Source organism: Roseibium album (genome assembly GCF_001404515.1).
Classification (GTDB): Bacteria; Pseudomonadota; Alphaproteobacteria; order Rhizobiales; family Stappiaceae; genus Roseibium; species Roseibium album.
In genome coordinates this window covers 306,747-331,424 of the sequence record NZ_CXWE01000002.1, presented here as the reverse complement: position 1 = coordinate 331,424, position 24,678 = coordinate 306,747, and the positions used below count along the sequence as shown (strand labels likewise).

At 58.0% G+C, this 24,678-nt stretch carries 18 protein-coding genes; 9 read left to right on the top strand and 9 right to left on the bottom strand.

The window, feature by feature from the left end:
- The first annotated feature begins 3 nt into the window (after nt 1-3).
- Genes LA5095_RS06775 through LA5095_RS06765 form a run of 3 tightly spaced genes read left to right on the top strand, consistent with a single transcriptional unit; the run spans nt 4 to nt 4,305 of the window.
- Nucleotides 4-2,250, top strand: a complete 2,247-nt coding sequence (locus tag LA5095_RS06775) for a type I secretion system permease/ATPase (protein WP_082442638.1) — start codon at nt 4-6, stop codon at nt 2,248-2,250.
- On the top strand, nt 2,234-3,541 hold the full coding sequence (locus tag LA5095_RS06770; protein ID WP_055113302.1) for an HlyD family type I secretion periplasmic adaptor subunit: 1,308 nt from the start codon (nt 2,234-2,236) through the stop codon (nt 3,539-3,541). Before LA5095_RS06775 ends, LA5095_RS06770 begins: the two co-directional genes overlap by 17 nt.
- A gap of 35 nt (nt 3,542-3,576) precedes the next feature.
- Nucleotides 3,577-4,305 carry a transglutaminase-like cysteine peptidase gene (locus tag LA5095_RS06765; protein ID WP_158510351.1) on the top strand — a complete coding sequence of 243 codons (729 nt, stop codon included), beginning with the start codon at nt 3,577-3,579 and terminating at the stop codon, nt 4,303-4,305.
- Between the two features lie 281 nt (nt 4,306-4,586).
- Here LA5095_RS06765 and LA5095_RS06760 read toward each other — a convergent pair whose 3' ends face one another.
- From LA5095_RS06760 to LA5095_RS06740, 5 genes are all read right to left on the bottom strand, one after another.
- Nucleotides 4,587-5,294, bottom strand: coding sequence for a response regulator (locus LA5095_RS06760; RefSeq protein ID WP_208992613.1), 708 nt, complete (start codon nt 5,292-5,294; stop codon nt 4,587-4,589).
- Between the two features lie 5 nt (nt 5,295-5,299).
- Nucleotides 5,300-8,752 (bottom strand): PAS-domain containing protein, encoded by a 3,453-nt coding sequence (locus LA5095_RS06755; protein ID WP_055113296.1) that lies wholly within the window; start codon nt 8,750-8,752, stop codon nt 5,300-5,302.
- Nucleotides 8,753-8,891: 139 nt separating this feature from the next.
- Nucleotides 8,892-10,196 carry a TRAP transporter large permease gene (locus tag LA5095_RS06750; RefSeq protein ID WP_055113294.1) on the bottom strand — a complete coding sequence of 435 codons (1,305 nt, stop codon included), beginning with the start codon at nt 10,194-10,196 and terminating at the stop codon, nt 8,892-8,894.
- Nucleotides 10,193-10,687: a TRAP transporter small permease gene (locus tag LA5095_RS06745; protein ID WP_055113292.1), complete on the bottom strand. Its 495-nt coding sequence runs from the start codon at nt 10,685-10,687 to the stop codon at nt 10,193-10,195. The genes LA5095_RS06750 and LA5095_RS06745 overlap by 4 nt, the downstream gene beginning before the upstream one ends.
- Nucleotides 10,688-10,690: 3 nt before the next feature.
- Nucleotides 10,691-11,707, bottom strand: coding sequence for a TRAP transporter substrate-binding protein (locus tag LA5095_RS06740; protein WP_055113290.1), 1,017 nt, complete (start codon nt 11,705-11,707; stop codon nt 10,691-10,693).
- A gap of 117 nt (nt 11,708-11,824) precedes the next feature.
- On the opposite strand from LA5095_RS06740, the gene LA5095_RS06735 reads away from it, so the two are divergent.
- Both LA5095_RS06735 and LA5095_RS06730 read left to right on the top strand, forming a co-directional pair.
- Nucleotides 11,825-12,271, top strand: coding sequence for a MarR family winged helix-turn-helix transcriptional regulator (locus LA5095_RS06735; protein WP_055113288.1), 447 nt, complete (start codon nt 11,825-11,827; stop codon nt 12,269-12,271).
- Nucleotides 12,272-12,294: 23 nt separating this feature from the next.
- Complete coding sequence (locus tag LA5095_RS06730; protein ID WP_208992583.1) at nt 12,295-15,507, top strand: 2Fe-2S iron-sulfur cluster-binding protein; 3,213 nt, start codon at nt 12,295-12,297, stop codon at nt 15,505-15,507.
- A gap of 182 nt (nt 15,508-15,689) precedes the next feature.
- Here LA5095_RS06730 and LA5095_RS06725 read toward each other — a convergent pair whose 3' ends face one another.
- Nucleotides 15,690-16,214, bottom strand: a complete 525-nt coding sequence (locus LA5095_RS06725; protein WP_144435927.1) for a hypothetical protein — start codon at nt 16,212-16,214, stop codon at nt 15,690-15,692.
- 271 nt (nt 16,215-16,485) lie between these two features.
- Entirely contained in the window at nt 16,486-16,680 is a 195-nt protein-coding gene (locus LA5095_RS32325) for a hypothetical protein (RefSeq protein ID WP_055113284.1), read from the bottom strand.
- Nucleotides 16,681-16,797: 117 nt separating this feature from the next.
- On the opposite strand from LA5095_RS32325, the gene LA5095_RS06715 reads away from it, so the two are divergent.
- The 4 genes from LA5095_RS06715 (at nt 16,798) to LA5095_RS06705 (ending at nt 20,016) form a co-directional block, all read left to right on the top strand.
- Nucleotides 16,798-17,643: a LysR family transcriptional regulator gene (locus LA5095_RS06715; RefSeq protein WP_158510350.1), complete on the top strand. Its 846-nt coding sequence runs from the start codon at nt 16,798-16,800 to the stop codon at nt 17,641-17,643.
- A gap of 83 nt (nt 17,644-17,726) precedes the next feature.
- Nucleotides 17,727-18,392, top strand: coding sequence for a 2Fe-2S iron-sulfur cluster-binding protein (locus LA5095_RS33505; protein ID WP_082442636.1), 666 nt, complete (start codon nt 17,727-17,729; stop codon nt 18,390-18,392).
- Nucleotides 18,299-19,117, top strand: coding sequence for a hypothetical protein (locus LA5095_RS06710; RefSeq protein ID WP_055113279.1), 819 nt, complete (start codon nt 18,299-18,301; stop codon nt 19,115-19,117). Before LA5095_RS33505 ends, LA5095_RS06710 begins: the two co-directional genes overlap by 94 nt.
- Nucleotides 19,118-19,188: 71 nt before the next feature.
- Nucleotides 19,189-20,016 carry a hypothetical protein gene (locus LA5095_RS06705; RefSeq protein ID WP_144435928.1) on the top strand — a complete coding sequence of 276 codons (828 nt, stop codon included), beginning with the start codon at nt 19,189-19,191 and terminating at the stop codon, nt 20,014-20,016.
- A 355-nt stretch (nt 20,017-20,371) separates the two neighbouring features.
- On the opposite strand, the gene LA5095_RS06700 is transcribed toward LA5095_RS06705, so the two are convergent.
- Both LA5095_RS06700 and LA5095_RS06695 read right to left on the bottom strand, forming a co-directional pair.
- On the bottom strand, nt 20,372-23,044 hold the full coding sequence (locus tag LA5095_RS06700; RefSeq protein ID WP_055113276.1) for a DUF6493 family protein: 2,673 nt from the start codon (nt 23,042-23,044) through the stop codon (nt 20,372-20,374).
- Nucleotides 23,041-24,381: an SWIM zinc finger family protein gene (locus tag LA5095_RS06695; RefSeq protein ID WP_055113274.1), complete on the bottom strand. Its 1,341-nt coding sequence runs from the start codon at nt 24,379-24,381 to the stop codon at nt 23,041-23,043. Before LA5095_RS06695 ends, LA5095_RS06700 begins: the two co-directional genes overlap by 4 nt.
- Nucleotides 24,382-24,678 lie beyond the last annotated feature (297 nt).

Genomic DNA, 24,678 nt, shown 5'->3' with positions numbered 1-24,678 from the left:
GTTGTGGATGGAGGGGAGCCGACAGTTCGCCTGGGTAGTCATCCTGCCGCTCCAACACAGGTGACGAGTTCCGGGGACCCCGCTCGCGACCAGCATCCAGCATCCAACGGTCTTCTGGAGGCTCTCGTCAGGGTCGCCCGGTATCACGGCCTTGTTGCCAACACGTCCGAACTCTCGCGTGGTCTCCCCGTCGGGGAGCAGGGGCTTGCAGTCAGCAGTCTTGAAGAAGCAGCGCGTCGGCTTGGGCTCGCGGTCCGGATAGAGCAACTCGATGTTGCCTCTATTCCGGTTGTCACGCTTCCGGTGATTGTTCTTGTGGAAGATGAGCCGGCAGTCGTTGTGGAACAGATTGACCGCTTGGCTGGAACTGCACGGATACATTCTGCTCTTGAGCCCGGGGGTGTTCGAAATGTGCCGCTGTCCTCATTTGAAGGATTGAAACTGCCGGTCGTAGCGTTTGTCGGTCTTATGCCTTCACAGGCGCAGGCCGAGGCCTCACCGGAAAAACCCAAGGACTGGTTCTGGTCTGCCGTGCGCCGGTTCTGGCCCAACTATACTCAAGTCATCATTGCAGCTTTGATCGGCAACCTGCTTGGCCTTGCCAGTCCATTGTTCATCATGAACGTCTACGACCGGGTCATACCCAATCTGGCAATACCGACACTCTGGGTTTTGACGCTTGGTGTCCTGATCGCGTTTCTGTTCGACTTCATCTTCAAGATGCTTCGCATGAAAATCGTCGATGAAACCGGCAGGCGCGTAGACATGGCGGTTGCCGGCCGCATGTTCGATCACTTTTTAAGACTGAAAATGGCGGCGCGGCCGGCGTCGACCGGTGGAGTTGCCAATCAGGTCCGCGATCTGGATTCCGTGCGGGATGCTCTGACGTCATCAACGGTCATTGCTGCGACCGATCTTCTGTTTATCGGCATTTTTGTCTGGGTGATGTGGTTCCTGGTCGGACCGCTGGCCTGGGTTCCGGCGTTTGCCGTTCCGGTCGTGATTGCCGTGACCGGTCTTGTTCAGGTTCCGCTGTCAAGGGCACTCTCGGAAAGCCAGAGCGACGCCGCGCGTCGTCAATCGATACTCGTCGAAACGGTGTCTTCTCTGGAAACCATCAAGGTGAGTGGCGGAGAAAGCTGGTTCCGCCGGGCCTGGGACCGGGCGGTCGCTGCCGCCAGCCGTTCGACCACGAGGGCAAGATACTGGGCAAATGTCGCGGCATCCTTCACCGGGGTGGTGTTTCAGCTTGTTTCGATCGTGATCGTGGTCTGGGGCGTGTTTCTTGTCCTGGAGGGCCGGATCACGGTGGGCGCCCTGATTGCTGCCAACATCCTGGCGGGGCGTGTTCTTGCGCCGCTCAACAACATTTCTCAGACACTGGCGCGCCTGCTTCACGCACGAAGTGCGCTCAGAAGTCTTGACGTTCTGATGAAATCGGAAACAGAAGGAGGCGTGACCGCTCGTGACCTGAACTCATCGGGGAATGCAGGTGTCGCCTTTCAGAACGTTTCCCTGACCTATCCCGGAAGTCGTGTTCCTGCTCTGGAAAACATCAGTTTCACGGCTGAAACCGGTGAAAAAATCGGCGTTATCGGGAGGGTGGGATCCGGCAAGAGTACGCTGGTGCGCATCCTGTCCGGTCTTTATGAACCACAATCGGGCACCTATTTGCTGGGTGGCATCGACACACGCCAGTTTTCTGCCGCCGACCTGCGGTCGACTGTCGGATTGTGCCTGCAGGATGCCGAGCTCTTTACAGGTACCTTGCGTGAGAACATCCTCATGGGGGCCCCCAACGCCAGCGCATCCGAGCTCGAACGGACCGTGCACCTGGCAGGTGTTGATTTTTTCACGTCGCGCCATCCGGACGGCCTGGATATGCATATCGAGGAGCGTGGAAGAAGTCTCTCTGGCGGACAACGGCAGGCAGTCGCGCTGGCCCGATGCCTGATCCGGTCACCGAAAATCATCTGCCTGGATGAACCGACCGCTTATCTCGATATCATGTCGGAGAGGCAGTTGTGCGCGCGACTCAAGGAGATTGCGAATGAAGGCATCACGCTCTTTATCGCAACACATCGTGACGGGCCTCTCGATCTGGTCGATCGCATCCTGCTGCTCGACAAGGGCAAGCTTCTGATGGACGGCCCCAAGGACGATGTTGTCTCCCGCCTGAAGGCAGGTGCACAGGCAGGACACAAGACGCCTTCTTCAAGTCCGGGAGGTGGTCATGCCCCGGGTGGATGAGGATTTTGCCAACGATGTGCGCGCGGCGCTGGAACGGCGAAACAACGCCGGCATCTGGGGTCTTCTTCTGGCCATGCTGCTTATGCTTGGCGCTCTTGTCGTCTGGGCCTATTTCGCCAGGATCGAGGAAGTCACAACGGGCGACGGGCGGGTGATCCCGTCCAGCCAGATTCAAATCGTGGAATCTCTGGAAGGCGGGCTCGTTGCGGAAATCTTCGTCAGGGAGGGTGATGTTGTTGATGTCGGCGAACCGCTGATAAGGATCGACGATACCGACTTTGCGGCCAATCTCGGAGAGCTTGAGGAGCAGCGAAACGCGCTTGTGATAAGAGCCAGGCGCCTGGAAGCGGAGGCCCACGGCGAACTTCTCGTTCTGGATGAAAGTGATGCCGGCCGACCCGCATCGGCCCGAGAACTTGCCTTGTTCAACGCTCGCCAGACCGCATTGAAGCAGGAGCTTTCCGTCATCGAACAACAGCTTTCCCAACGGAAGCTGGAAAAGGTTGAACTCGAAACGCGCCTTGTCAGCGAACAACTGTCTTCAGAATTGCTGAACGAGGAACTGCAGAGCGCTCGCAAACTCTCGGAAGCAGGTGCTTATCCGAAGATGGACCTCCTGCGGCTCGAACGCGAAGCCCAGGGGGGCAAGCTGGAAGTCGAACTTCTCAATGCCTCCATCCCGCGGTCGGAAGCGGCTATCACGGAAGCCTCGGCACGTCTTGAAAGCGCGGTTCTTGGCTTTCGTGCCAAGGCACATGAAGATCTGACGCAGACATTGAACGAGCTGACAATCCTGGACGAAACGATCAAGTCGGCGAGCGACAAGGTCAATCGCACTGTGCTCAGGGCGCCAGTGCGCGGGATCATCAACAAGTTCTCGGTTGCCACGATCGGTGCTGTGGTCTCACCGGGAGAGAACATCTCTGAACTCGTCCCACTTGATGACACTCTTCTGATCGAAACACAGATCCGGCCACAGGATGTAGCGTTCCTGTTTCCGGGACAGGCCGCCCGTGTGCGTGTCACGGCATATGACTATACAGTCTATGGAGACATTCCAGGTGTCGTTGAGCGCATCGGCGCGGATACGATCACCAACGAAGAAGGCAATACCTTCTACAGGGTGATCTTGAGAACGGACCGGAACTGGCTCGGGTCGGAAAGCAATCCTTTACCAATAATTCCGGGAATGGTCGTCAGCGCTTCGATCTTAACCGGCGATAAAACGGTTCTCGACTATCTGTTGAAGCCAATAATCAAGGCACGCTCGGAAGCATTGCGCGAAAGATAAGCAAGCATCGTCGTGCCTGAACAGGGCAGATGTCGATGCGAGTTTCTTTCGGTTTTCAGCCGGTGCTGGTGCTTTTGTGCATCCTGGGCGCAAGTGTGGGAGCGCTGCTTCCATCGCAGGTACATGCGTTCGAATTCAGGTTTGCGGCCGGTATCGGAAAACATGTAGCGCCGAACGGGCAGGGGCAAGTTGCCGGTTCGCGTCTCGTGCCCGTTCATTACTCACAGCCAGACCGTGAGCTGAAACGAAGCTCAGGTACGGTTCTCGCGCGGCGCTGGGCGATGACAAGGGCACGGGTGCAGGCCGAGGCCGATTGGTTGCAATCTTGTGAAAAAGGTGCCTGCCGCGACTGGCGCGCAGCGACCTGGCGGAAGCTGGTTTCCCGGGTCGAGGCCGTGCCGCAGGCAGTCCAGCCCGCACTGGTCCACGAGATTGTCAATGGAAACATCAGGTATCTCAGGGACGAGGCAACCGACGACCATTGGGCAAATCCACTCTCGACGCTGCTCCGCGGTGCAGGTGACTGTGAAGATCATGTTCTCCTGAAACGTGCCGTTCTGACCGCAGCCGGGTATCGGGAAACCGATACGCGCCTTCTCATTCTTGAAACAGCGTCCGGCGCAGGGCATATGGCGCTGGAAGTCGATGCCGATACAATTCTTGTTCTGGACAACCGGTATCGATCCCCAAGAACTGAACGCTCGCTCGCCGGAGACCGGGTTGCAGCGATCGCGACGGATCGGGGATATTTTTCCGTTAGGTAGGGCGCCTGTCTTTGACAGGTCGACGAGCGAGTTGCTTCGGTTGGTGTTCGTGGGAACGGACGTAACCGTTCTTCGAAGTCCTTCGGCAACGACAGCGGAGCGTTTTCGTGCCTGCTGCGGCCGTTTGCTCATGCTCCTGCCACGATGGAACTCAAAGAGCGTTTTGCTGTGACCCGTTGCGGTCAGATGACCTGATCCTCCGCCTTGGCCGACAAGGAGACGCCCCGCGCCCTGGAAAGATATCTTGGAGTTTCTATTCACGCACGACACCCGTGCAGGGTCTAGTCGAAGACGTATCCGATACCACGCACGGTCCGGATGGTTTCGGGCTTGGTTGGATTGTTCTCGATTTTCCTTCTCAATCTGGAAATTCTCAGGTCGATCGAACGGTCAAAAGGTTCCCAACCCTTGTCGTGGGCCTGTTCGAGAAGCTGATCGCGGTTGAGAACACGGCCGCGGTTTTCCACAAATACCCTTAGCAGGCTGAATTCCATCGCGGTCAACGGGATTTCATCGCCGCCCTTGTCGAACAGTCTCGCTCCGTCAAGGTCGAGCCGGCATGGCCCGAAAACAACTGTTCCGCGGACCTTGTCCTTTTGCTCTATCTCCGCATGTACCAGGTTCTGGCGGCGCAGGGTTGCCTTGATACGGGCCTCCAGTTCGCGCAAGTCCACCGGTTTTCCGACGTAATCATCGGCACCCATTTCAAGACCTATGACACGGTCGATCACTTCGCTTGCCGCCGTCAGCATGATGACCGGGATCTCGGAAGAAGACCTGAGCTCCCTCAGCGCCGTCAGTCCGTCCGTACCGGGCATGTTAATATCCAGAACAATCAGATCGGGTGTCCTGCTTTCAAGCAGGGATTTCATATCCGACGCACTGGCGGCCTCCAGAATGCCATACCCCCGTTCGCTCAGATATTCGGCAACCATTTCCCTGAGATGAGGTTCGTCGTCACAGACGAGTATCAGTCTGTTGTCCGTGATTGCATTCATGGCTGGTTCTCCCGGGCACCAAGCTGCCTGACCAGGGCCTCCAGCTCGGTTCTGGAAATCGGTTTTTCAATGTGGGGACGTTCGCTTTCGGTCAGAAAATGCGTCACCGCCTTACCCATCGAGTCTCCCGTCACGAATCCAATACGATCCATGTATCCGGGCATGCTTTTTTGCAGGGCTGCGTAAAATTCCTCGCCGTTCATGCCCGGCATCTTGAAATCGCTGATAATGATATCGAAAGCAATGTCGGAGAGAAGTGAAAGAGCTTCTCTTGCACCTGGCGCCAACGTGGTCTCGCATCCCATTTCCGTCAGAAGATCGGTGATCAATTCACCGACATCGGGCTCGTCGTCGATGACAAGAACACGCTGCTTTACCAAAGTCTCGGCTGGTGCGTCCGTCATCGGCCGCTGCGTCGTATCAGGTCTTTTGGCGCGCAGGCGGACGAAAAAACTGGTCCCGATATCGGGGTCGGAAGCAACTTCGAGAACCCCGTCATGCGTGTCGATAATGCGATGAGAAAAAGCCAAACCCACACCAGTTCCTTCTCCGACATCCTTGGTCGTAAAGAACGGTTCGAATATGCGCGCCTGAAGTTCCTTCGCAATACCGGGACCGTTGTCCCTTACTTCGATCACCGAATGATCGTTGTCGACATCGTGGAAGGAACGGAGCACAAGCACACCGTTTTCTCCCAGCGGGGTCAACGCGTGTTCCGCATTCACGATGAGATTGGTGAAAACCTGAACCAGCTGATCACCGTCACCTGCGACTGGAGGAAGAGATTCATCGAAATCCGTCACGACCTGAACACCGTTGGCACGCAGCCCATAGCCGCCAATCTCCTGTGCGATCGAGACAATGTCGTTGAGCGAACATTGCTCTATCCTGGCCGGTTTCTGCCGTGCCATTGCAAGGAAGGTCTTTACGATCCTCGCGCTTCGGTCTGCAGCCTGCGCAATTCTGTCGACCCGCTTGGAAAGAACCGGATCGTCCAGCTTGCCTTCCAGCATCTGTGCGTAGCCGACAACAATGGACAGCGGATTGTTGAGTTCGTGGGCAACCCCGGCGAGAAGTTCCCCCAGGGCTGACAGTTTTTCATTCTGATGAGAGATTTCGCGTTGTTTTTCCAGTTCTTCCTGCATTGCAAGCTGATCGGAAATATCCCGCGTCGAGGACACGATCACGTCCTCGCCCTTGTAGTCGGTTATCCGCGCCGCTGTCAGGCCCTGCATGATCGAGCCGTCCGCGCGGCGGAACTGGACCCGGTAGTCATCCAGTGATCCCGTCGGCAACAGGGCTTCGAGGTATTTTTCACGATCTTCAGGGTGCATAAAGAAGCTCAAGGTCGATTTGATCTTGCCGAAGCGCTCGCGCGAGGCCGGCGGGCAATAAATGATCTTGCCGTCTTCCACGCGCGAAACGAGAAAGTTTGCGGGGCAGGCTTCCACGATCGTGCGCAGCAGGAGGTCAGCCTCCCGCTGTTCTTCTTCGGCTCTTCGCTGTTCGGTAATGTCGGTGAATGAGAGAAGGTAGCAGTCAAGCTCCGTCTGGTGCGCAGAGGCAAGCAATATTGTGCCGTCGGCGAGTTTGACCGTCTCGTTTTTCCGGTAGGTGCCAACGAGCCCTGTCAACCGGTCAATATAGTCCTTTTTGGCGATCCCCTCCGGTATCAGCATAACACCGGCGTCGAACAAACGGTTCAGAAGAGAGACGAGATTTTCATTTCCATCAGGTGGTGGTTCGTTATTGAAATAGAGGTCGAAATACTTTCGGTTGCCCATGACGAAATTCAGATCGGTGTCGAACAGTGCCAGCCCCTCATCGAGCGACTCGATGGCATCGTTGAGCACTTCGAGGCTTCGTGTTTCCGCCCTTTTCAGGGCCGTGACATCGGTGACAACGACAACCCTTCCGTCATTTTCGGTGAAAGCGCGCTCGACAACATAGTGCCGCCCGTCCTTGAAAGTGACCTCCATCGGCATCAGCGTTGCACGCTGCAGCGTGACCGCCTGCCTGAAAGCCTCGGCGGCACTGTCTCCAACGGGTATGCCCTTGATCGTGGCGATCTGTGGTGCCAGAAGCGCAATTCGTTCGACATCGGAGTATTCCAGGATCTCCTTCGATGTCAGATTGAAGGGTCCTGCGAATGCGTCATTGCAATGGGTGAACTGCCCTTCGGGGCCTTCGATTGCGACCCCTACCGGAAGACGCGCGACAGCGTCGGTGAACAGGCGTTCGGCCCGGGCCTGTTCCGTCACGTCCTCGATCGTAAAAAGCCGGCCCTGCAAGGCAGTTTCGTAGACATTGCCAACCAGCGAGCTGCCGTGGTTGTTGGGTATCTGGAAGCCTTTGGCTGCCTCCCGGATTAACTGATCCAGATCATCGAGCAGCGCGTCCGGTGCAGCGCCGGGTGGAAGCGGGAACAATCCGGTTCTGATGGCTTCGGCATGTATTTCGCGCATGGTTTTTCCAGCTGTCAGCAGATTGCCGTTCGGGTCGCCAAGTTGGCGAAACTTCCGGTTGGCGAAAACAAGCCGATCATCATCACCAACCAGCGCGATGCCGAAATCAACACCTTCGATGGCGTCGTTGAGCAATTGCCGTGCGCGGGCCTGGCTCGTTCTTTGTTCCGTGATATCGCGTGCTGTTGCGACAATGCCGCCATCCCTGAGACGGGCGAGCGTGATCTCCCGCTGGGTTCCATCAGCCACTTCAACTTCGATCTTGAGATTTCCTCTCCCTTCAAGGGTTCGCAGTATACCGGCGATGCCGCCGTCGGGACCCCTGGTGATCGAGATCTGCCCGCTGGCGACAGCTTCGCCGACGATGACCTGCATGGGGACGCCAGGAACCAGAAGACAACTGTGCGGCCCCAGCATTTCGGCGTAGCGGCTGTTGGCAAAGACCAGCCGCTGGTCCTGATCATAAAGAACAATACCTTCATCGAGAGCCTCTACCGCATCTCTCAGTTGCGCGTTTGCACGATCCCGTTCGCCGTGTTCGGGCGGCGCGACCTTCCGTTCCGTGGTGACATCAAGGGCAGATACAAGAAAGCCACCTGTTTCGGTGAGACTTCCCGTGAGAGACACGATGCGGCCATCGGCGCGCTTCACTTCCACCTCTCTGGTACCGTCACGCAGAATGTCGACAACGGCGGTGCTCAAGGCGGAGATGTCGGTCTCTTCCGGAAATACAAAACAGCCGCTATTGAAACTTTTCAGAAAGAGATTTTCAGCGCTTTCGCCGGTTTCGGGAGCAGGTGCGTCCACTGCGCATGCGAGATTGCGATAGGTGTGGTTGCACATCCGGAGCCGGAAGGATGCATCAAAGAGGGCGAAGCCTTCCCGCAGTGCACCGGCAGCTTCTCTCAGCAGCGCCAGTTCCGCCGCGTCCTGTTCTGCATCGGCACTTCGGCCGGCAGCGCTTCCCTCGACCGTTCGCAACATCAGTTCCCACTCTGTCCTGCCTGCCAGTACCGATATCGCAAATGTGGCAAACCGGCCAAACCCGAATACAGCGCCAGCTTATCAGTTGGGCATTGCCGAATGTATCAATTGTATCAACCGATCCGGAAGCGTCTCTGGATTAGTTGAACATGGCGTTCGGTATGAGAAGGGCGATGTCGGGAAAGGCCACGATGAGGGCCAGGGTCGCGATCATCGCGAGCCAGAACGGCATGATGCCGGCAAAAATAGTCTCGATCGGAACGTCGGGTACCACGCTTTTGACGATGAAGACATTGACGCCGACGGGCGGGGAAATCAGGCCCATCTCCAGTACGATCACCATGACGACACCCAGCCAGATCGGGTCGAAGCCGAGGCCGACGATCAGGGGAAAAACAATCGGCAAGGTGATGACCAGAAGAGAAAGCCCTTCGATGAACATTCCCAGAATGACGTAACCGAGAAGGATGAGAAAGAGCGTGCCGTAGGGGCCGAGCGCCAATCCGGTCATGCTGTCGGCGATTGTCGCGGGCAGATGGGACAGTGCCACAAAGGGCGCGAATACATTGGCACCGATGAGGATAAAAAAGGCCATCCCCGTTGTTTTCAGCGTTTCCGCGCTGATCTGATAAAGTTCCGGCAGCGTGCATTTGCGTCGGACAATCAACATGACCAGGGCGAAGAAGGCACCAACCCCCGCCGCTTCGACCGGCGTGAAGAATCCGGTGTAGATGCCACCGATTGTGATCAGGATAATCACGCCGATCCCGGTCGCCCGGAGCAGGCTCGCGAGTTTTTCGCGAATGCCGAATTCCGGACCGCGCGGAGCTTCATCCGGCCGCAGAAAGGTGACGAGGGCAATCGCCATGAGAAACATCGACGTCAGGAGCAATCCGGGCAGAACCCCGGCCATGAACAGGCGGCCGATCGACTGCTCCGTCAAGATGGCGTAGATCACGAAGCCGGTGGAGGGGGGAATAAGGATACCGAGTGTTCCGCCCGCCGCGATGGACCCTGTTGCGAGCCTGGCGCCGTAGTTGAACCGTCGCATTTCCGGATAGGCGACCTTTCCCATCGTCACGGCAGAAGCGATGGACGAGCCTGACAGGGCGGCAAACCCGGCACAGCCCATGATCGTCGCGGCGGCCAGTCCGCCTTTCATGTGGCCGATCACCTTGTGGGCGGCCTCGAAGAGATCCCGGCTGAGACCGGCGGACGACGCAAGATTTCCCATCAGGATGAACAAGGGAATGATCGTCAGTTCATAGACGGTCACCGTCGCAAAGACCTGGCCGCTCAGCGTGAAGGCGGCGGCTGTGAAGCCTGACAGAAGGACTGTTCCCGCAAAGCCGACGACGAGGAGTGAAATGGCAACGGGCGTGCCGAGTGCCAGCAGCAGGAAAAGCGCTGCGAAACCGAGAACGCCGTAAATTTCGGGGCTCATTTGGTTATTCTCTCCAGCAACAGCACCAGGGCGGACAGGCCACAGCCGATCGCAACCGCGTAGTAGGACGGCGCAAAGGGGAGCTGCAGCAAAAGTGTCGTTTCCCCGAATGTCGCAGCTTCCAGTGCATTGAAGAAGGACCGCCAGGCAAGATAGGCGAGCATTGCAATTCCGAGGATCGTCGTTGACCAGTCGAGAAGGCTTTGCACGGGCGCAGGAAAGCGGCGCAAAAGCGTATCGATGGCGATCAGGCGGCCGGAGAGCACGCACAGAGGGAAACTGATCGCGATGGCAAAGGACAGCAGGATCTGTGCATAGTCGTTCGCGCCGAAAATGGGTTTGTTGAAGAACGACCTGAGCAGGGCATCGGAGACGGACAGTCCCATGAGCGCGAAGATGATCGCTGCCCCTGAAACCACCAGCAGTATCTCCAGCCGCTTGAACCAGCCCGCAGGACGCGGGCCGGTCTCTTCAGGGGACGGTGAACCCACGGTTTACTGACCGCCGAGGGCTTTGACGATTGCGTGCGCGTCACTGCCGGACTGTTTGCCCTTCTCGTCGATGACCGCGGTGAGCGCAGGCCCCATCTTGCTGCGGAACTCGGCTTCTGCGTCCGGAGTGATCTCGATCAGTTCCAGGCCGGTATCGGCCGCCAGTTTCAAGCCGGCCTGACCGGCCTCGTAAAAGGCCTTGGCACCGCGCAGGCTGATTTCCCGGCCAGTCAGCTCGGTCAGCCTGGCCTTGTTCTCATCGCTCAGGCCATCCCAGCTGGACTTGTTCATCAGCAGATAGAAACTGTCGAGTGCCGAGGGAATGTTGGTAGTCACATACTTGCCGGTTTCGTTGAGCTTGTAGGACCGGATGCCGGACGGACCGATCATGACGGCATCGATGACGCCGGTGTTCATGGCGTTATAGACATCGGGAACCGGCATGGAAACGGGAATGCCACCCCAGGCCTCGACAAGCGCGGCCATGACCGGGTTGGGCGTGCGGATCTTCATGCCTTCCATATCCGCCAGCGTGTGGACCGGTTTGTCGCGGGTGATCAGGACGGAGGGATTGTTTGCCCAAAGGCCGAGCAGCTTGGCCTGTGCGAACTCGTCCTCGATCAGGCCGATATTGTCCCAAAGGGCGTTGGTCGCTTCCGTGCCGTTGGCAAAGAGGCCCGGAATGTGAACGAGGCCGGTTTTCGTGAACTGTCTGGGCGTGTATTCGGGAATGCCGAAGACGATGTCGGCAACACCCGTCACAACGCGTTTATACTGCTGTACCGGACCCTTGCCCAACTCGCCCGACGGGTAGATACGCATGGTGACTTCGCCATTTGTAGCGGCATCGATTTCCTCCGCGAGAGGGGTCATCACGCCCCGGTCCATCGGATGCATGGACGGCATGAAGTGGGCAATCTTGAGTTCGTCCGCCAGGGCGGACTGCATGCCCATCAAAACGACTGCCGACGCGATCGCAGCCGACAGTTTCGACCGCAGCCCAAGAGCATTCACGTTCATTGTTTCTCCCTCCCGAAACTGATAACTCAGTTAATTAACTTGAATAATTATCATTGTTAACTGCATAAGAGGATATGGTGGATACCAAGTCAACCCGGTTCGTCGGCGAGGAGTGGAATGGCTGAGGAATACACGCTGCACAACCGGATCGGGTTCAAGGTGACACGCCTTGCAAGGATCATGGAAGCGCGGTTGGAAAAGCAGTTGTCGGAACATGGCATCACGCGGCTGATGTGGTGCGTTCTGCGTGGCGTCGGCATGGAAAACGTCACAACGCCGTCCGGACTGGCCGACTACATCTGCATTACCCGCCCTGCCGTTTCCCGGTTGCTGAAAACCATGGAGGAACGCGGTCTTCTTGCGCGCACCGGAATGGACGACAAGCGGTTTACCGAGGTGGCGCTGACGAAGCTGGGCGAGGAGAAGACGAGGGCTTGCCATGTTCTGGTGCGCGAGCTGAACGATCACTTTGCCGGCAAACTGGATCCTGGAATTTATGAAACCTTCATGACCGCGATCGACGAACTGACACAGGACGAACAGGTTCAGCTGATGCGCCTTTGAGGCTGAGCGAGGGGACGGGCACATTGAAATTCTTTTCCGACAAGACAAGGCCGGTTCATCTCGGTCCGTTTCCGATGGAACGGCTCGCCAGGGCGACCGGTTTGCCCGACCTCGAAAACGTGCCGGCCTTCACCCGGATGCCCTTTCAACTCAGGGAAGACCCTGAAAACATCATCAACGCGATGAGCGAGGGGCAGGCAATGCTTGACGCCATCCGCGACGGCATCGTCAACAAGGCGCGGGCCGACGTGCCATCGGACCCGGAAGAGCGCAGCAACCATCTGAAGTCCTTCGGCTATTTCTCTGATGCCTCAATGGTGGGAAGCTGCGCTTTCGGTCCGCAGATGACCCTCGAAGTGCCGTTCCGCAATCCGGATATCGACAAGCTGGCGGAAAAGCTGCGCACCTCGCAGACCAAGACGCTTGCCTCGGGCATCGACATGATCATGGCGGATCTGCGAGATGCCATGAATGCGCCGCCAAGGGGTGTTTCGTCCCACAAGCACGCCCTGGTTATCGCGGTCCAGACACCACGGGACATGCGGCCGGGTGAACCGGGCGAAGCCTGGCTCAAGGGGGCAGGGGCGCATCGCTCGGCGCTGCGCGCGATGGAAATCGCCGTTGTGCTTGCACAGTATATCCGCCTGCTCGGCTATGAGGCCTGTGCACACGGTCACTCGTCTTCCGATGCCGATCTCAACCGGCTCGCCGTTGCCTGCGGTCTGGCGACCGTCGAAGATGGCCATCTACACAATCCCTATCTCGGCTCCGGCTTCGCCCTTGCCGCCGTAACAACGGACTTCGAGTTCGCCCATGACAGGCCGCTGCTGCCGCTGGCCGAGCAGCCGAGGGGCAGGACCCACGGGATTGCCTGGCAATTCGGCTACCGCACGGCCAAAAGCGCCGGAAACCTCGACCCATACGCAAAGCGCCGCTTTGTCGACGGTCCGCATCCGTTTGAAAAGCTGAAGCGGGTCGACACGCCGACCACCTATTTTGACGAGGAACGCATCGCCCGGGTGCCCAAGCGCACGGACATGTTCGCCCGTTCCCAGTTCGGCGACATGGGCAAGAAGAACCAGCAGGCGGCGACCAACGGCCACTATGCCCGCAAGTCCGCGCCCTCCATGGCGCAGAGACGGGCGCTCGGCGCCTTCGTGCTGTTGCAGGACGGTGATCCGGTGCCGGAAAAGGCCAGTTCGACTTCCGAGCCGGAGCGTAACGCCGAAAATCTCAAGGCGATGTGCTATTTCCTCGGTATCGATGCCGCGGGTGTCTCCAGGTGTCCGGACTGGGCCTGGTATTCGCACGACGCGACCGGTGCATCGCTTGACCCACCGCATGACCAGGCGATCTCGATGGTCGTCGACCAGGGCTACGAGACGATGGAAGGCGCCTCGGGTGACGACTGGATCGCGGTGTCGCAGTCGATGCGGGCCTACTTGCGCTTTTCGGTCCTCGGCAGTGTTGTTGCAAAACAGATCCGCAATCTCGGCTACCGGGCAAAGGCCCATACGGTCCTGGACGGCGAGGTGCTGCAGCCGCCGCTGCTGCTGCTTTCCGGCCTCGGCGAAGTCAGCCGGATCGGCGAGGTTATCCTCAATCCCTTTCTCGGACCGCGGCTGAAGTCCGGCGTCGTGACGACGACCATGCCGGTGGCCCATGACAAGCCGATCTCATTCGGTTTGCAGGCATTTTGCGAGAACTGCAACAAATGTGCGCGCGAATGTCCGGCCGGAGCAATCACCGCAGGGCCGAAGCTGATGTTCAACGGCTACGAGATCTGGAAGTCCGACAGCCAGAAATGCACCACCTACCGCATTACCAACGAAAGCGGAGCTATGTGCGGGCGTTGCATGAAGACCTGCCCGTGGAACCTGGAAGGCCTGTTCTCCGAAGCGCCGTTCCGGTGGGCTGCGATGAACCTTCCGGGCGCAGCACCGGCGCTGGCAAAGCTGGACGACATGGTCGGCAATGGCGAGCGCAACCCGGTCAAGAAATGGTGGTGGGACATCGAGCTTGACGAAGACGGCGCCTATCGCGCGGCGAAGCAACCGGTGAACCGGCGCGACCTGCAGAAGGATCTCGATCTCAAATACGAGGATCAGACCCTCGCCGTCTATCCCGCCAATCTTGCCCCGCATCCCTGGCCGTTTCCGTTTCCGATGGACCGGGAAAAGGGCATCGAGGCCTACCAGGCCCTGATCACGGCGGAGCAGTACAAGGCACGGCTTGAGAAAGGCGAGACCGACGGTCTTGCCCATGAATATTCGATTGCCGGTGATGCGCCGGTGATCCGGGTCGAGATCGTCAAGGCCGAGCAGATGACAGGCGGTGTGACCAAGTACGAGTTCGCGTCGCTTGACGGCGCGCCGCTGCCCGAATGGCAGGCGGGCGCCCATCTCGACATTGTCGTGGCGCCGGAATTCCTGCGCCAGTATTCGCTTTCAGGTGATCCGGCAGATCGGAGCAAATACCAGATCGCGGTGCTGAAGGAAGACGAAGGCAGAGGCGGCTCGAAGCTGCTCCACCGGATTTTCACCGAAGGCCGCAAGATCTTCATTTCCAAGCCGATCAACCACTTTCCACTGCAGGACGCCGCAAAGACCTTCCTGATGGGCGGTGGGATCGGCGTTACCCCCATGATCGCGATGGCGCACGAACTTCATGCCAAGGGCGCCGACTTCGAGCTGCATTATTCCTGCAGCAGGAAAGACGATGCCGGGTTTCTGGAGGACTTTGGGCACTTCCCCTGGAAGGACAAGGTCAGCTTCTATTTCAGTGACCAGGGCACGCGGGCCGATCTCGACAAGGTTCTTGGCCCATACCAGACGAGTAGCCACGTCTATGCCTGCGGCCCGGACCGCTACATGACCTCCGTGATGGAAGCCGCCGAACGCGCCGGATTTACAGATGACGAACGTCATGTTGAATATTTCAACGTGCCGGACGTCCCCGACTACGTGAACCACCCATTCACGCTCAAACTCGCCAGCTCGGGCCGCGAGCTGGAAATCCCGGCCGACAAGTCGGCGACGGATGTTCTGAATGAAAACGGTATCCCCATCGACATCAAATGCTCCGACGGCATCTGCGGCGTCTGCAAATGCGGACTGGTGTCGGGGGAAGTCGAGCACCGGGACTTCGTACTGTCGAAGAAGCAGCGGGAAGAGGCGGTTATTCTTTGCCAATCCCGGGCAGCGGAAGCCGGGGGTGTGGTGGAGGTGGATTTGTAAAGGGGAGGCTTTGCGTCCTCAGATGGGTCACCATGACTTCCAGGTCTCGGCGGTGAACACTATATCGGCAGCAGCAACAATCGATCACAATTCGGCCGCGGCTGAAAGAGGAACCGATCCCGCCGGTGAGGCTCAATCTCGCCGGCGGTGATTTCGGATAGTCTTGGTAATGCTGGCCGAAGTCACAGTCTGGAAAATGAGCTTCGCTCGCAAACGCGCATTTCAGCTTCGACCATTTTCTTGATCTTGTCCTGGAGCCCGGCAACGCCTTTGAAGGGGTTCATGTTGACCTTGCCAACCATAACGTTGAAGGCCTGCTCCTTCAGGAGCCGGTTGAAACTGGCCTGATAGGAACAGTCCGGTGCTTCGAGGCCGACGGGTGCCACTGTAACGGTCGAGACGTGCTGCCTCTTTTCGCGTGCGGCTTTGTTGACAGCCAGCGCCGCGGCTGAGTTCAATCCATGAAGATCCTTCAACGGCGTATAAAAAATCCCTTCGAAAGCTGAATTCATCGAGAGTGCGCGCCCGCATTTCATCTCGATATCGGAATATTGCATCTGGATACCGGATTTCCTTATCTGCTTGAGCATCTGACCGCCCGCAGACTGAAGGACAACTAAAACCACGCCCGGATAGTCCTGGTTATGGTAAAGTTGAATCCACTCGGCCCTAGTGTCATGCTTCTTGGCAAATACTTTCCATGACATGAACGTTGTCTCCATCTTGATAGCTTTTATCGTCTGATGCTTGATGGATGCAGTGACACCGTTTTTTGTCCGTCACAAATGACCGCTCACGCGATCATGGAACGTTAAAAATGCGCCAAATCAGGAGTGTCGGCAGGTGCAGACTATTCCGGGACAGCTGTCGGCGATCCCGCCTGCCGCATGTGTTCTGCACCAACGCGGCGCGCTGGAAACTCAGTTGGCCATAGGATCCTCTGTGAACAAGGCCCGTCTGGTTGGGCAAAGCAGTGGTTCAAAATTCGTCTGGAAAGATCGACATCAGCATCAGGGCGCCGTATTCGCTCCCGCAAGCACCTGATGTGATCATTTCGCTAAAAATCCTGCGCCGTTCGGCGGCGTCCATTTGGGTGGTTTCGTCAGCCTTCTGTTGGCCCTTCCAAAAGAACCGGCTGAGAAACGAAAGCGGAGAAAGGGGCAAAACAGTCATCTTCGGCTCCTAAAATTTGTCAGAAGCAAAATACGCCGGAAGAAAGTTCCGCTGGTATCCGCCACGGCACCGTGCTGTTATGCAAAAATGCAGAGCCGGTTCAGAGATTGGGGAGACGTGCGCGTATTCCTCGCTGTCATGCGTGAGGGATCGACCCTTGCCGCTTCGCGGCATCTGGGCCTCAACCAGACCACTGTCGCGCGGCGCATCGACGTTCTTGAACACATCTTTGACGAGACGCTCTTTGACAGGTCCACGCGCGGTGCAGAACCGACGGAGCGTGCGACCACCTTGTTACCCTATGCCGAAAGCCTCGAGCAGGCAGCTCTTGCGTTTGAGGCGGAAGCCCTGAAGGGCAGGGCCAGCGCACCGATCCGCATCACCGCGTTTGAAGACGAGACCTTCGGAAACATAGGCGCCGTGGTCGCCGAGTTTGTTGAAGAGAACCCCGGTATCAGTTTTGAGTTCGTGTTCTCGGAACGGCATTTGGACATGATGAAGGCAGAGGCTGATGTTGCCCTGCGTATGGCCCCGGCGATCTCCGATGGCAGGCTGGTCGCCCGGAAGGTCGGTCAAACCCAATGGACCTATTATGCGTCCGGAGCCTATGCCGCCAAACATGCTCTTCCGGTAGAATATTGCGATGATATGGAAGACCATACGGTCCATCTTTTGAACCATGTTAAAAGCAAACGGCATAACCTTGTTCGGTGTGCGACATCGAACGACATATTGATAGCGCTCCAGACCGGACAGGGCATCGGCCCGTTGCCGGTGACTGTCGGAGATGCCAACCCGAATCTGGTCCGCTGCTTTGACCCGCCCGATCACGCCAGCCTGCCGATCTGGCTGATCACCTCTCCAGCTGCGCTCAAGCGCCCGGACGTCCGCCGCTTCACCACCTTCGCCGCACCCCGGCTGGTCCGCAACCTCAAAAATTCGAACCGAGTCTCGGATCAGTAGGGCTTTTTGCCGCCGAGTGTGCCGCGTTCCACTAGGCAGAACGCCACCTTGACCGTTTCAACGCGCCGGAGGGGCCTGGCGACGTGAACCACCCTTTCACGAGCAATCTCGTCCGCTCCGGCCGCGAGCTGGAAATCCCTGCCGACAAGTTGGCGACGGATGTTCCGAATGAAAGCGGCATTCCCATCGACATCAAATGCTCCGGCGGCATCTGCGGCGCCTGCAAATGCAGGCCGGTGTCAGGCGAGGTCGAGCACCGGAACTTGGTGCTGTCGAAGATGCGGATATTCTTTGCCAATCCCGGGCAGCAGAAGCCGGGGGTGTGGTGGAGGTGGCTTTGTAAGGGGTTTTCAGGCGTCCGGCTTGCGTTGCCTAAATTGTCGATCTCGAACTTAAGAAATCGTCTTTTACAGACAGTGATTTTACTTGATACGCTAGGTAAATTTTTTTCAGATCCCCTAGAGGTTGGTCTTGCATTGTCGGTCAAGTCGATCCACCATGCAGAGAAGTTACTTGTCATGCAGTGTCCCGTGGCGCGCCAATTCTTGTGCGCTGCGAAGCATAATATGCTTCTCAAAAGTATTGAATGCATTGAAAGCACGATAGACGATTTGGAACTTGACCTATGCCAACTGTCTTCGCCCCGCGTATACCCATGTTCGGCTTCGATGCCTCAGCATCACCCAAGTGGCAAATGGTCCCGAGGGGGTGGGAGCGCACGCTTGTGGTGCGGGGGGCGGGAGCCCTGATTCCTGACTTGATCCCCAACGACATTGCCAAAATCACCTATAGCCGTGTCGGCGCTGATCATCATTTGACAATCAAAGGACTTAAGGCCGGCAAGGGGTTTATTCGTTTTGTGCCGAACGCAGGATTTACAGGCCCCGTCCTCAACAGCGACATACTCGAAATCTCGGTCAAGACCGAAGTCAAGATCAATACGGCATTCCACTATGTCAAAGACAACGCCGGCCACAAGACAAACCGCAACATAGGCGACCTCAACGCCCTGATACGGGGCGTCAATCGTTTGCTGGACACCCAGGCCAACGTGCGGATGTACAGAAAGAGTGCGCGCTCTATAACGGTTCCACAGAACCTGGGCGCAACTGTGCGGTTTTCCAGTCACCTGCCGGGCGTGGCAGCCGCTGAACATGAATGGGACGACGTCACGAACTTTGCTGACGCTGCCGCAGACTTCAATGTCTTCTTCGTATGGCAATATGAGCAGGATGCGACACCTGCGGTCAACAACACCCGTGCCGGAACTTTGGCGGGCGAAAAAAACTGCCTGATGCAGGACGTCATCACTGGTTCATCTCATGCTGAAACCCTGGCGCACGAGACCATTCACCTGCGTGGGATCGGTCCGCACAGCGGTACTGCAACGCACCTGATCGCAAGTGGGGCGGTGCGAACGGGGCAGCTCATTTCGCGCGCTCAGGCCAACACTATCAATCCGTCGGGCACATAATGGCTCGACACCGCAACCTGGCCAGAAACACCGCATGGGCGTTTCTGTTCACTTGGCTTGCAGGAAGCACCATGGCAGACGACATGAACCTTGAGGCAGTTATCGAAACCGCGTTGGCCGGAGGTTCCTCGAAGGCTCTGGTAGAGGCAGGTCCGGCTGCCGTTGCGCTGCTGGCTGTACGCTTGGCCGCGGCAGAGACCATTGACGCGAAATCGAACCTGGTGGATCTGTTGGCTGCCGTTGGCGGTGCAGAGGCACTGGCGCCCGTGTTACCTTATGTCGGCGCCCCGGACCCGGATCTGCGAGCCCGCGCCAGCGCTGCTGCGCTCAAATTCGTGTTGGCCCATGGCCCACCAGCCGACCCCGTCGCCACGCAGCTTCGAACCACGGTGATGGCGGCTCTCGCGGCACCAGATGCTGAAGGGGGCGTATTGCTCCTGGGGGCATTGGTACCCGGAGCGGAGGCCGTGCTCTCGGCTCACCTTTCCGGCACCCGCCTGGTTAAGGCACAACCACAGGAGCCGACTGTTCCGGCGGGCTTGGCAGCGCGGCTGGCGCTATCGGCATTGGGTGACGGGCAAGCGCGGACCAGTCTATTGACACAAATCCCCCAGGCCGACCCTGACAGCCTCGTATTCATGCTCAAGGCCTTACCATTGATTGATGCGCCTGAGGTCCTGCATGCCCTGTCCGCCTCCGCATTGGCCTCGGACGCTCCCGTCGGAGATGGGCGCCCCAGCGGACTCACACCTGCCCGGGAGGTTGCCGACGTCGCGGTCGAGGCGTTTGTAGCCCGGTTGAGCCTCACTCCCAGCTTCGCGATCAAGCCGGGAGCCATCTATACGGCGGAACAACGGGCCGAAACCGCCAGGCTTATCGCCGGGTCCATCCCAAACTAGTTCGTATCGTTTCTGATTGGGTCGGCGGATCTCTTGAGCGTTGGTCGAAGTGAGCTCAAGGCGGGCCTACGTTGCAATCTATCCAAATAACCGCTTCGCGCTCCAAATTCGGACGTTCGATGCATCCGTGTGTTTCACCGATAAGAGACAATGTTTCAGTCGATACAGGAAGCTCGTCCCGAATGTAGATGACGGGCGGAATTGAAAGAACTCCTTGACTGCCGGGAAATACACTGTCGAACTCAACCGGTCCTCGATGAATGCAGTGTCAAGGCGGAATCCATTCCGTTCTTATGAAGGCACAAGTCTTCCTGCTGGCGCGAGCAAAAAACAATTTCGTCACGTTTACGCATAATCAGGCCGCTTGCCGCGTCATCGACCGCAGCTTGTCGGAGAATTTGGCAACCTTGCCGCCGCCGGGAAGGGACTTGAGGCAGGCCAGCGTTTCGGCGCGCTCTGGTCTGGTTCCGGCCTCTACATGCAGCTCATACAATAGTTCCAGCATGCCGCCCAGATCGCGTGGACATTGCTCCGGTTCAAAATCAAGGAGCAAGCCGATCACCTCGCATACATGCCGGGAAGCGCCTGCCTCGGCCATCGCGGTGAACCCTTTGGTCCAGCGCGCAGTCGGCAAAGACCCCGACAGCATGAAGGTTTTGACGGCATCGGCAAAGACATTTGCTGACAACCGGCCGTCTGCCAGGACGGTTACTGCGGCTTCCGCGGCTAGAGACGAAACGGACTTGTCTTCGACCGCCAGATAATAGGCCAGCACGCCAGCCGCCAGATAGCTGACGTCAAACCCTGGACGGAAGAACGGTTCGAGATAACCACGCGTGTGGTTGTCGGTAAGCTTTTGCCAGACATCTTGATGAAGCAGCGCCTGACGGAAGAATGTGTCGGACGCCGCAGGCAGGCTGAGCGATGCCCACGAGACATCCGCAAATGTGCGTCCGCAATGGAGAACCGGGAAATAGCGCCGCCCTACCGAACAGGTTGGCGTCGCAGGTAAAACGATGCTTTCGCCGGTGATCTCGGGTTCAATCGGAACAGTGACCTTGACCCAGAAGTATTCGCCGCCGCGACTTTCCTCCCGAACGACATTCAGCTTTGTTCTTGCCGGAACGCCGCAGTCCGGCATCTGCGTTCCGAAAAGAGATACAATGCGCTGATCTTCCTTGTTGGGCCGCCTGGCCCGCCATGCCGCTGCCCAAAGTTCCGGGGTTGGCCCGATGTCCGCATCGCGGCCCATCGCGTAGGCGAACGCACGCTCCGCCTCTGAGGATTGTGGCAGATCCTCAACGCAATCCCGTGCGTTTCCAGCCAGACGCAGAAGCGCCAATGACAGGTCGGCAACTCCCGGGGTTGCTCCGGCATCACGGTAATCTGCGAGCCGGCCAGCCAAATCCCAGGCAGCGACTGTGCCCGAACTGTCGCTCGGCAGGGATAGGATCGGCAGCGAGGTTCCCGACAAGATCCTCTCAACCATTTCGCCGTTTCGCGCCAGATGCAGGCTTTGCAGCGAGCTTTCTTCGATCGGCCGACGGTAGTCGCCTTCGGTCTCTTGTCTCAGTGCCGCGATAGACGTGCCTTCGCACAGCGCGCGGCCCGTAAGTGAGAGGACGGCGCGGATGTCGGCATCGCCAGGGTTCTTGCAGACCTGTCCGGCGCGTTTCTTGAGAGGGGAAAGGCGCGCCCCGTCGTTTTTCAGTTCGACGCCAAACCGCGAAATGCCATCAACAGCGCGCTCGACCTCGAAAGGATCGCGCGGCGATTCAAGAACCGTCAGAAACAGGGCAAGTGCATCTTGCGCACCAGCGACCGGCTTCAGTTGCGTTGCCGTTGGAATATTTGCTGGCAACATCGGTTTCGGGGCAGCCTGTTGTACAGCAGTCCCAGCCATCAAGGCGATACGCGTGCGCAGTGACGGGGCAACCATATCGACATAGTCCGCCAACGACGCGCGGACGTGTTCAGAATTGTCCTGATCCAGTTTGTCGACAAGGTCCAGTGCTTTGCCCTGGACGGCGGGGTCTTCAGACACCAGAGACAGTGTCGCAGCGTGCGCGGCGTCGGTCCTGATAGCCTTGTCTCGCTTCGCCGTCCGCTCGACAAGCTTCAAGGCGGCAAGAGCAGGTCCTTTCGCGCGGGCTTGAAGCGCCGGTTCAAGGCTTGCAAGCAATCTGGCAGGTTCGACAGGGGAACTCCTGTCCAATGCCTGGACATATTTCAGAGCGAAGGAAACAGTCGGCGGTACGGAAGACGACAGCAATCCCAAATAGCGTTCGGTGCGCGCGGCGATTTCGTCCGCGGTCGGTGCGAGAGCAGTATGGAAGCGCGAATACCAGCCAGCCCGGTACTGTCCGAAATCTCGCTCAAGAGCATCAAGAGACGCGTCGAGGAGCCTTTGTCGGTCGAGCCGTCCTTCTTCGGCATAGTTGATCAGCCGGGTAGACCAAGTCTCCATTCCGGGTTTGACGAACTTGTCGTGATTGGCGAGGCTTAACTCCCCGGCACCCTCGACTTCAAAAAAGCGCCAGACGTCTTTGGAGAGCAGGAGCTCTTCGTCGACGCCCCGACGCGCATGCCAGAGCCCGTAGTATCCATGAATGATCCCGTCACTTTCCGGCCGTTGCGCCAAGCCACTTTGCCAGAGCGGCGCAATGGATCCGATCGCATTGGGATTGTCTTCGACCAGATAGTCCACCAGATCCTGGGCCCAATTCAGCTCCAGGGCCCGAAAAACGTCTTCGATTGGCACGGATGCAGGCGTTGGTACATAACCAAGCTTTTTGAGCTCAGACAGTGTCGCCGTCGCAAAGAGACCGATGATGACCGCATCCTGGTCGTGCGGTCTGATGCCCTTGGTCTTGTCCTGCTGAAACGCGAACAACACCCGATCATTGTAAAGTCTGGCCACCGCTTTTGCATGCTTGCGACGCTCTGCCGGTGCAATAGCAGCCAGGGCTTCAAGCGCTGCGCGCGCTTTTTTCCTGGATATGATCGAAATCAGATTGTCTTCGCTCACGCTTGCTTCTCCAATTGCATTTCGACCGCCAGAACATGCTTGCAAGGCCCCCTTTTGCGGCCATGTTTGGCAAACCAAGGACACGTGCAGCGCCATCCCTCATCGCTCTGATTGACGCTGTGAACGATGCCCTGGCTTGTGACGTCAGCGCCAGCCGTCGTCAGCTTCACGGCCCCGTCGTCAAGCAGCTCGATTGCGGCCTTCAGGCGCGGGTTGAGATCGTCGAGTTGTTCCAGGTCGAAGGGAAGAACGCGGTGGAAATATCCGTTGCGGCTGAGGTCAAAACCAACGAGGCCTCTGGCCGCGAGCTCGGCCAATGCGCTCTCAACCATCTGGGGCGTGTGTCCGGTTGCCGTCGCCAGGGAACTGACATCGATCTGATCCTGCCAATTGAGCTGTGCGCGTAATGCTGAGACTGCATCCGCACCTGACTTTGCCATGCCGGACAAGGTACCACCGTCACCAGAAAATCCGCGCCAGGGGTCTGCGTTCAGAACCAGCCAGAAGCGCTGAACGCCAAAATCAAGAGCCCACGCACTCGCGCCCGTCGCATCGGATGCGAACACCTCCAGCCCCTCGGACCGACCGACCAGCGGTTCCAGGACGCGCAGCCTGTGACTGCCCCGTAACGGGATTGAACCGTCATTTGGACGAGCCGACAGCTGCGCCGCACCTCCACGGACGGAAACAAACTGAACCTGATCATTTTTGCCGCGCGGCAACGCCCGCAAAAACCGTTGTGCCGCAACCCGAGGCAAACGGAAAGTTGGCCGCATGTTCGCCATGACGACCTGTACCTCGGCAAATCCCTTTATCCAGCGGGACGGCAACGGCACTTTCTTTTCAACGATCGTCCGGTTGTTCCGGGTAATACCGACGGCGTTTTCCTCGATGCTGAGTCTCAGCTCCGCGTTGGCGCCGACATTGGCAAGTGCCCCGCGAAGCTCCTGCCCAAAATCGACATTCGTGGTCCCGTTCCGCCGAAAAGAAACGTCAAGTGCTCCTTCGTTCAGGTCCATTCGGGCATATGCGCTGCAGCAGCTGGAGAACCCTTCGAATCTCACCGCTCCCGGACTGACTGTCGCGACCGGATCAGCCTCGCGCAGGGTCTTCGCCAGCATCGTAGGGGGAACGTAATAGCGTGCGGCCACCACCTCCGAGACCGCCCGAAGTCCTTTTGCGGAGATGTCGGGTATGAGCGCGCGTGCTTCCAAAAAACGTTTGAATCCATCGAACGCGGTCGTGCTGTCGCTGGTGAGAGACAGCCGGCTTGCGTCAGTACCTGTCAGATATGCGGAGGCGCGCGCGTAACGATAGGTTCTGTCAATGGCGGACAAAGCTGGGAAATCCTCGTCAGACTCAGAAACAATGTCTCCCCTTTTTCGGTGTTTCCGATTAAATTGAAGTGAAGCTGAAATTTACAATTGTCTTGAGTTTTCTTGCCTGAACGAGCGGAATTGAAGACGTCCGGTCGCCAGATTCTCTCCGGCCCAGACCGGATTTCAAAAAGTGACGTGTTGTAACACTCCGCCGCGCCTGAAACGGTTGGGTTTTTGGAATGTGCGCGGTTCTTTTTGATGGTCGTGCTGCCTGTTCTGACCGGAAAGCTGCCCGCCTGAGCAGTTTTTCCGTGT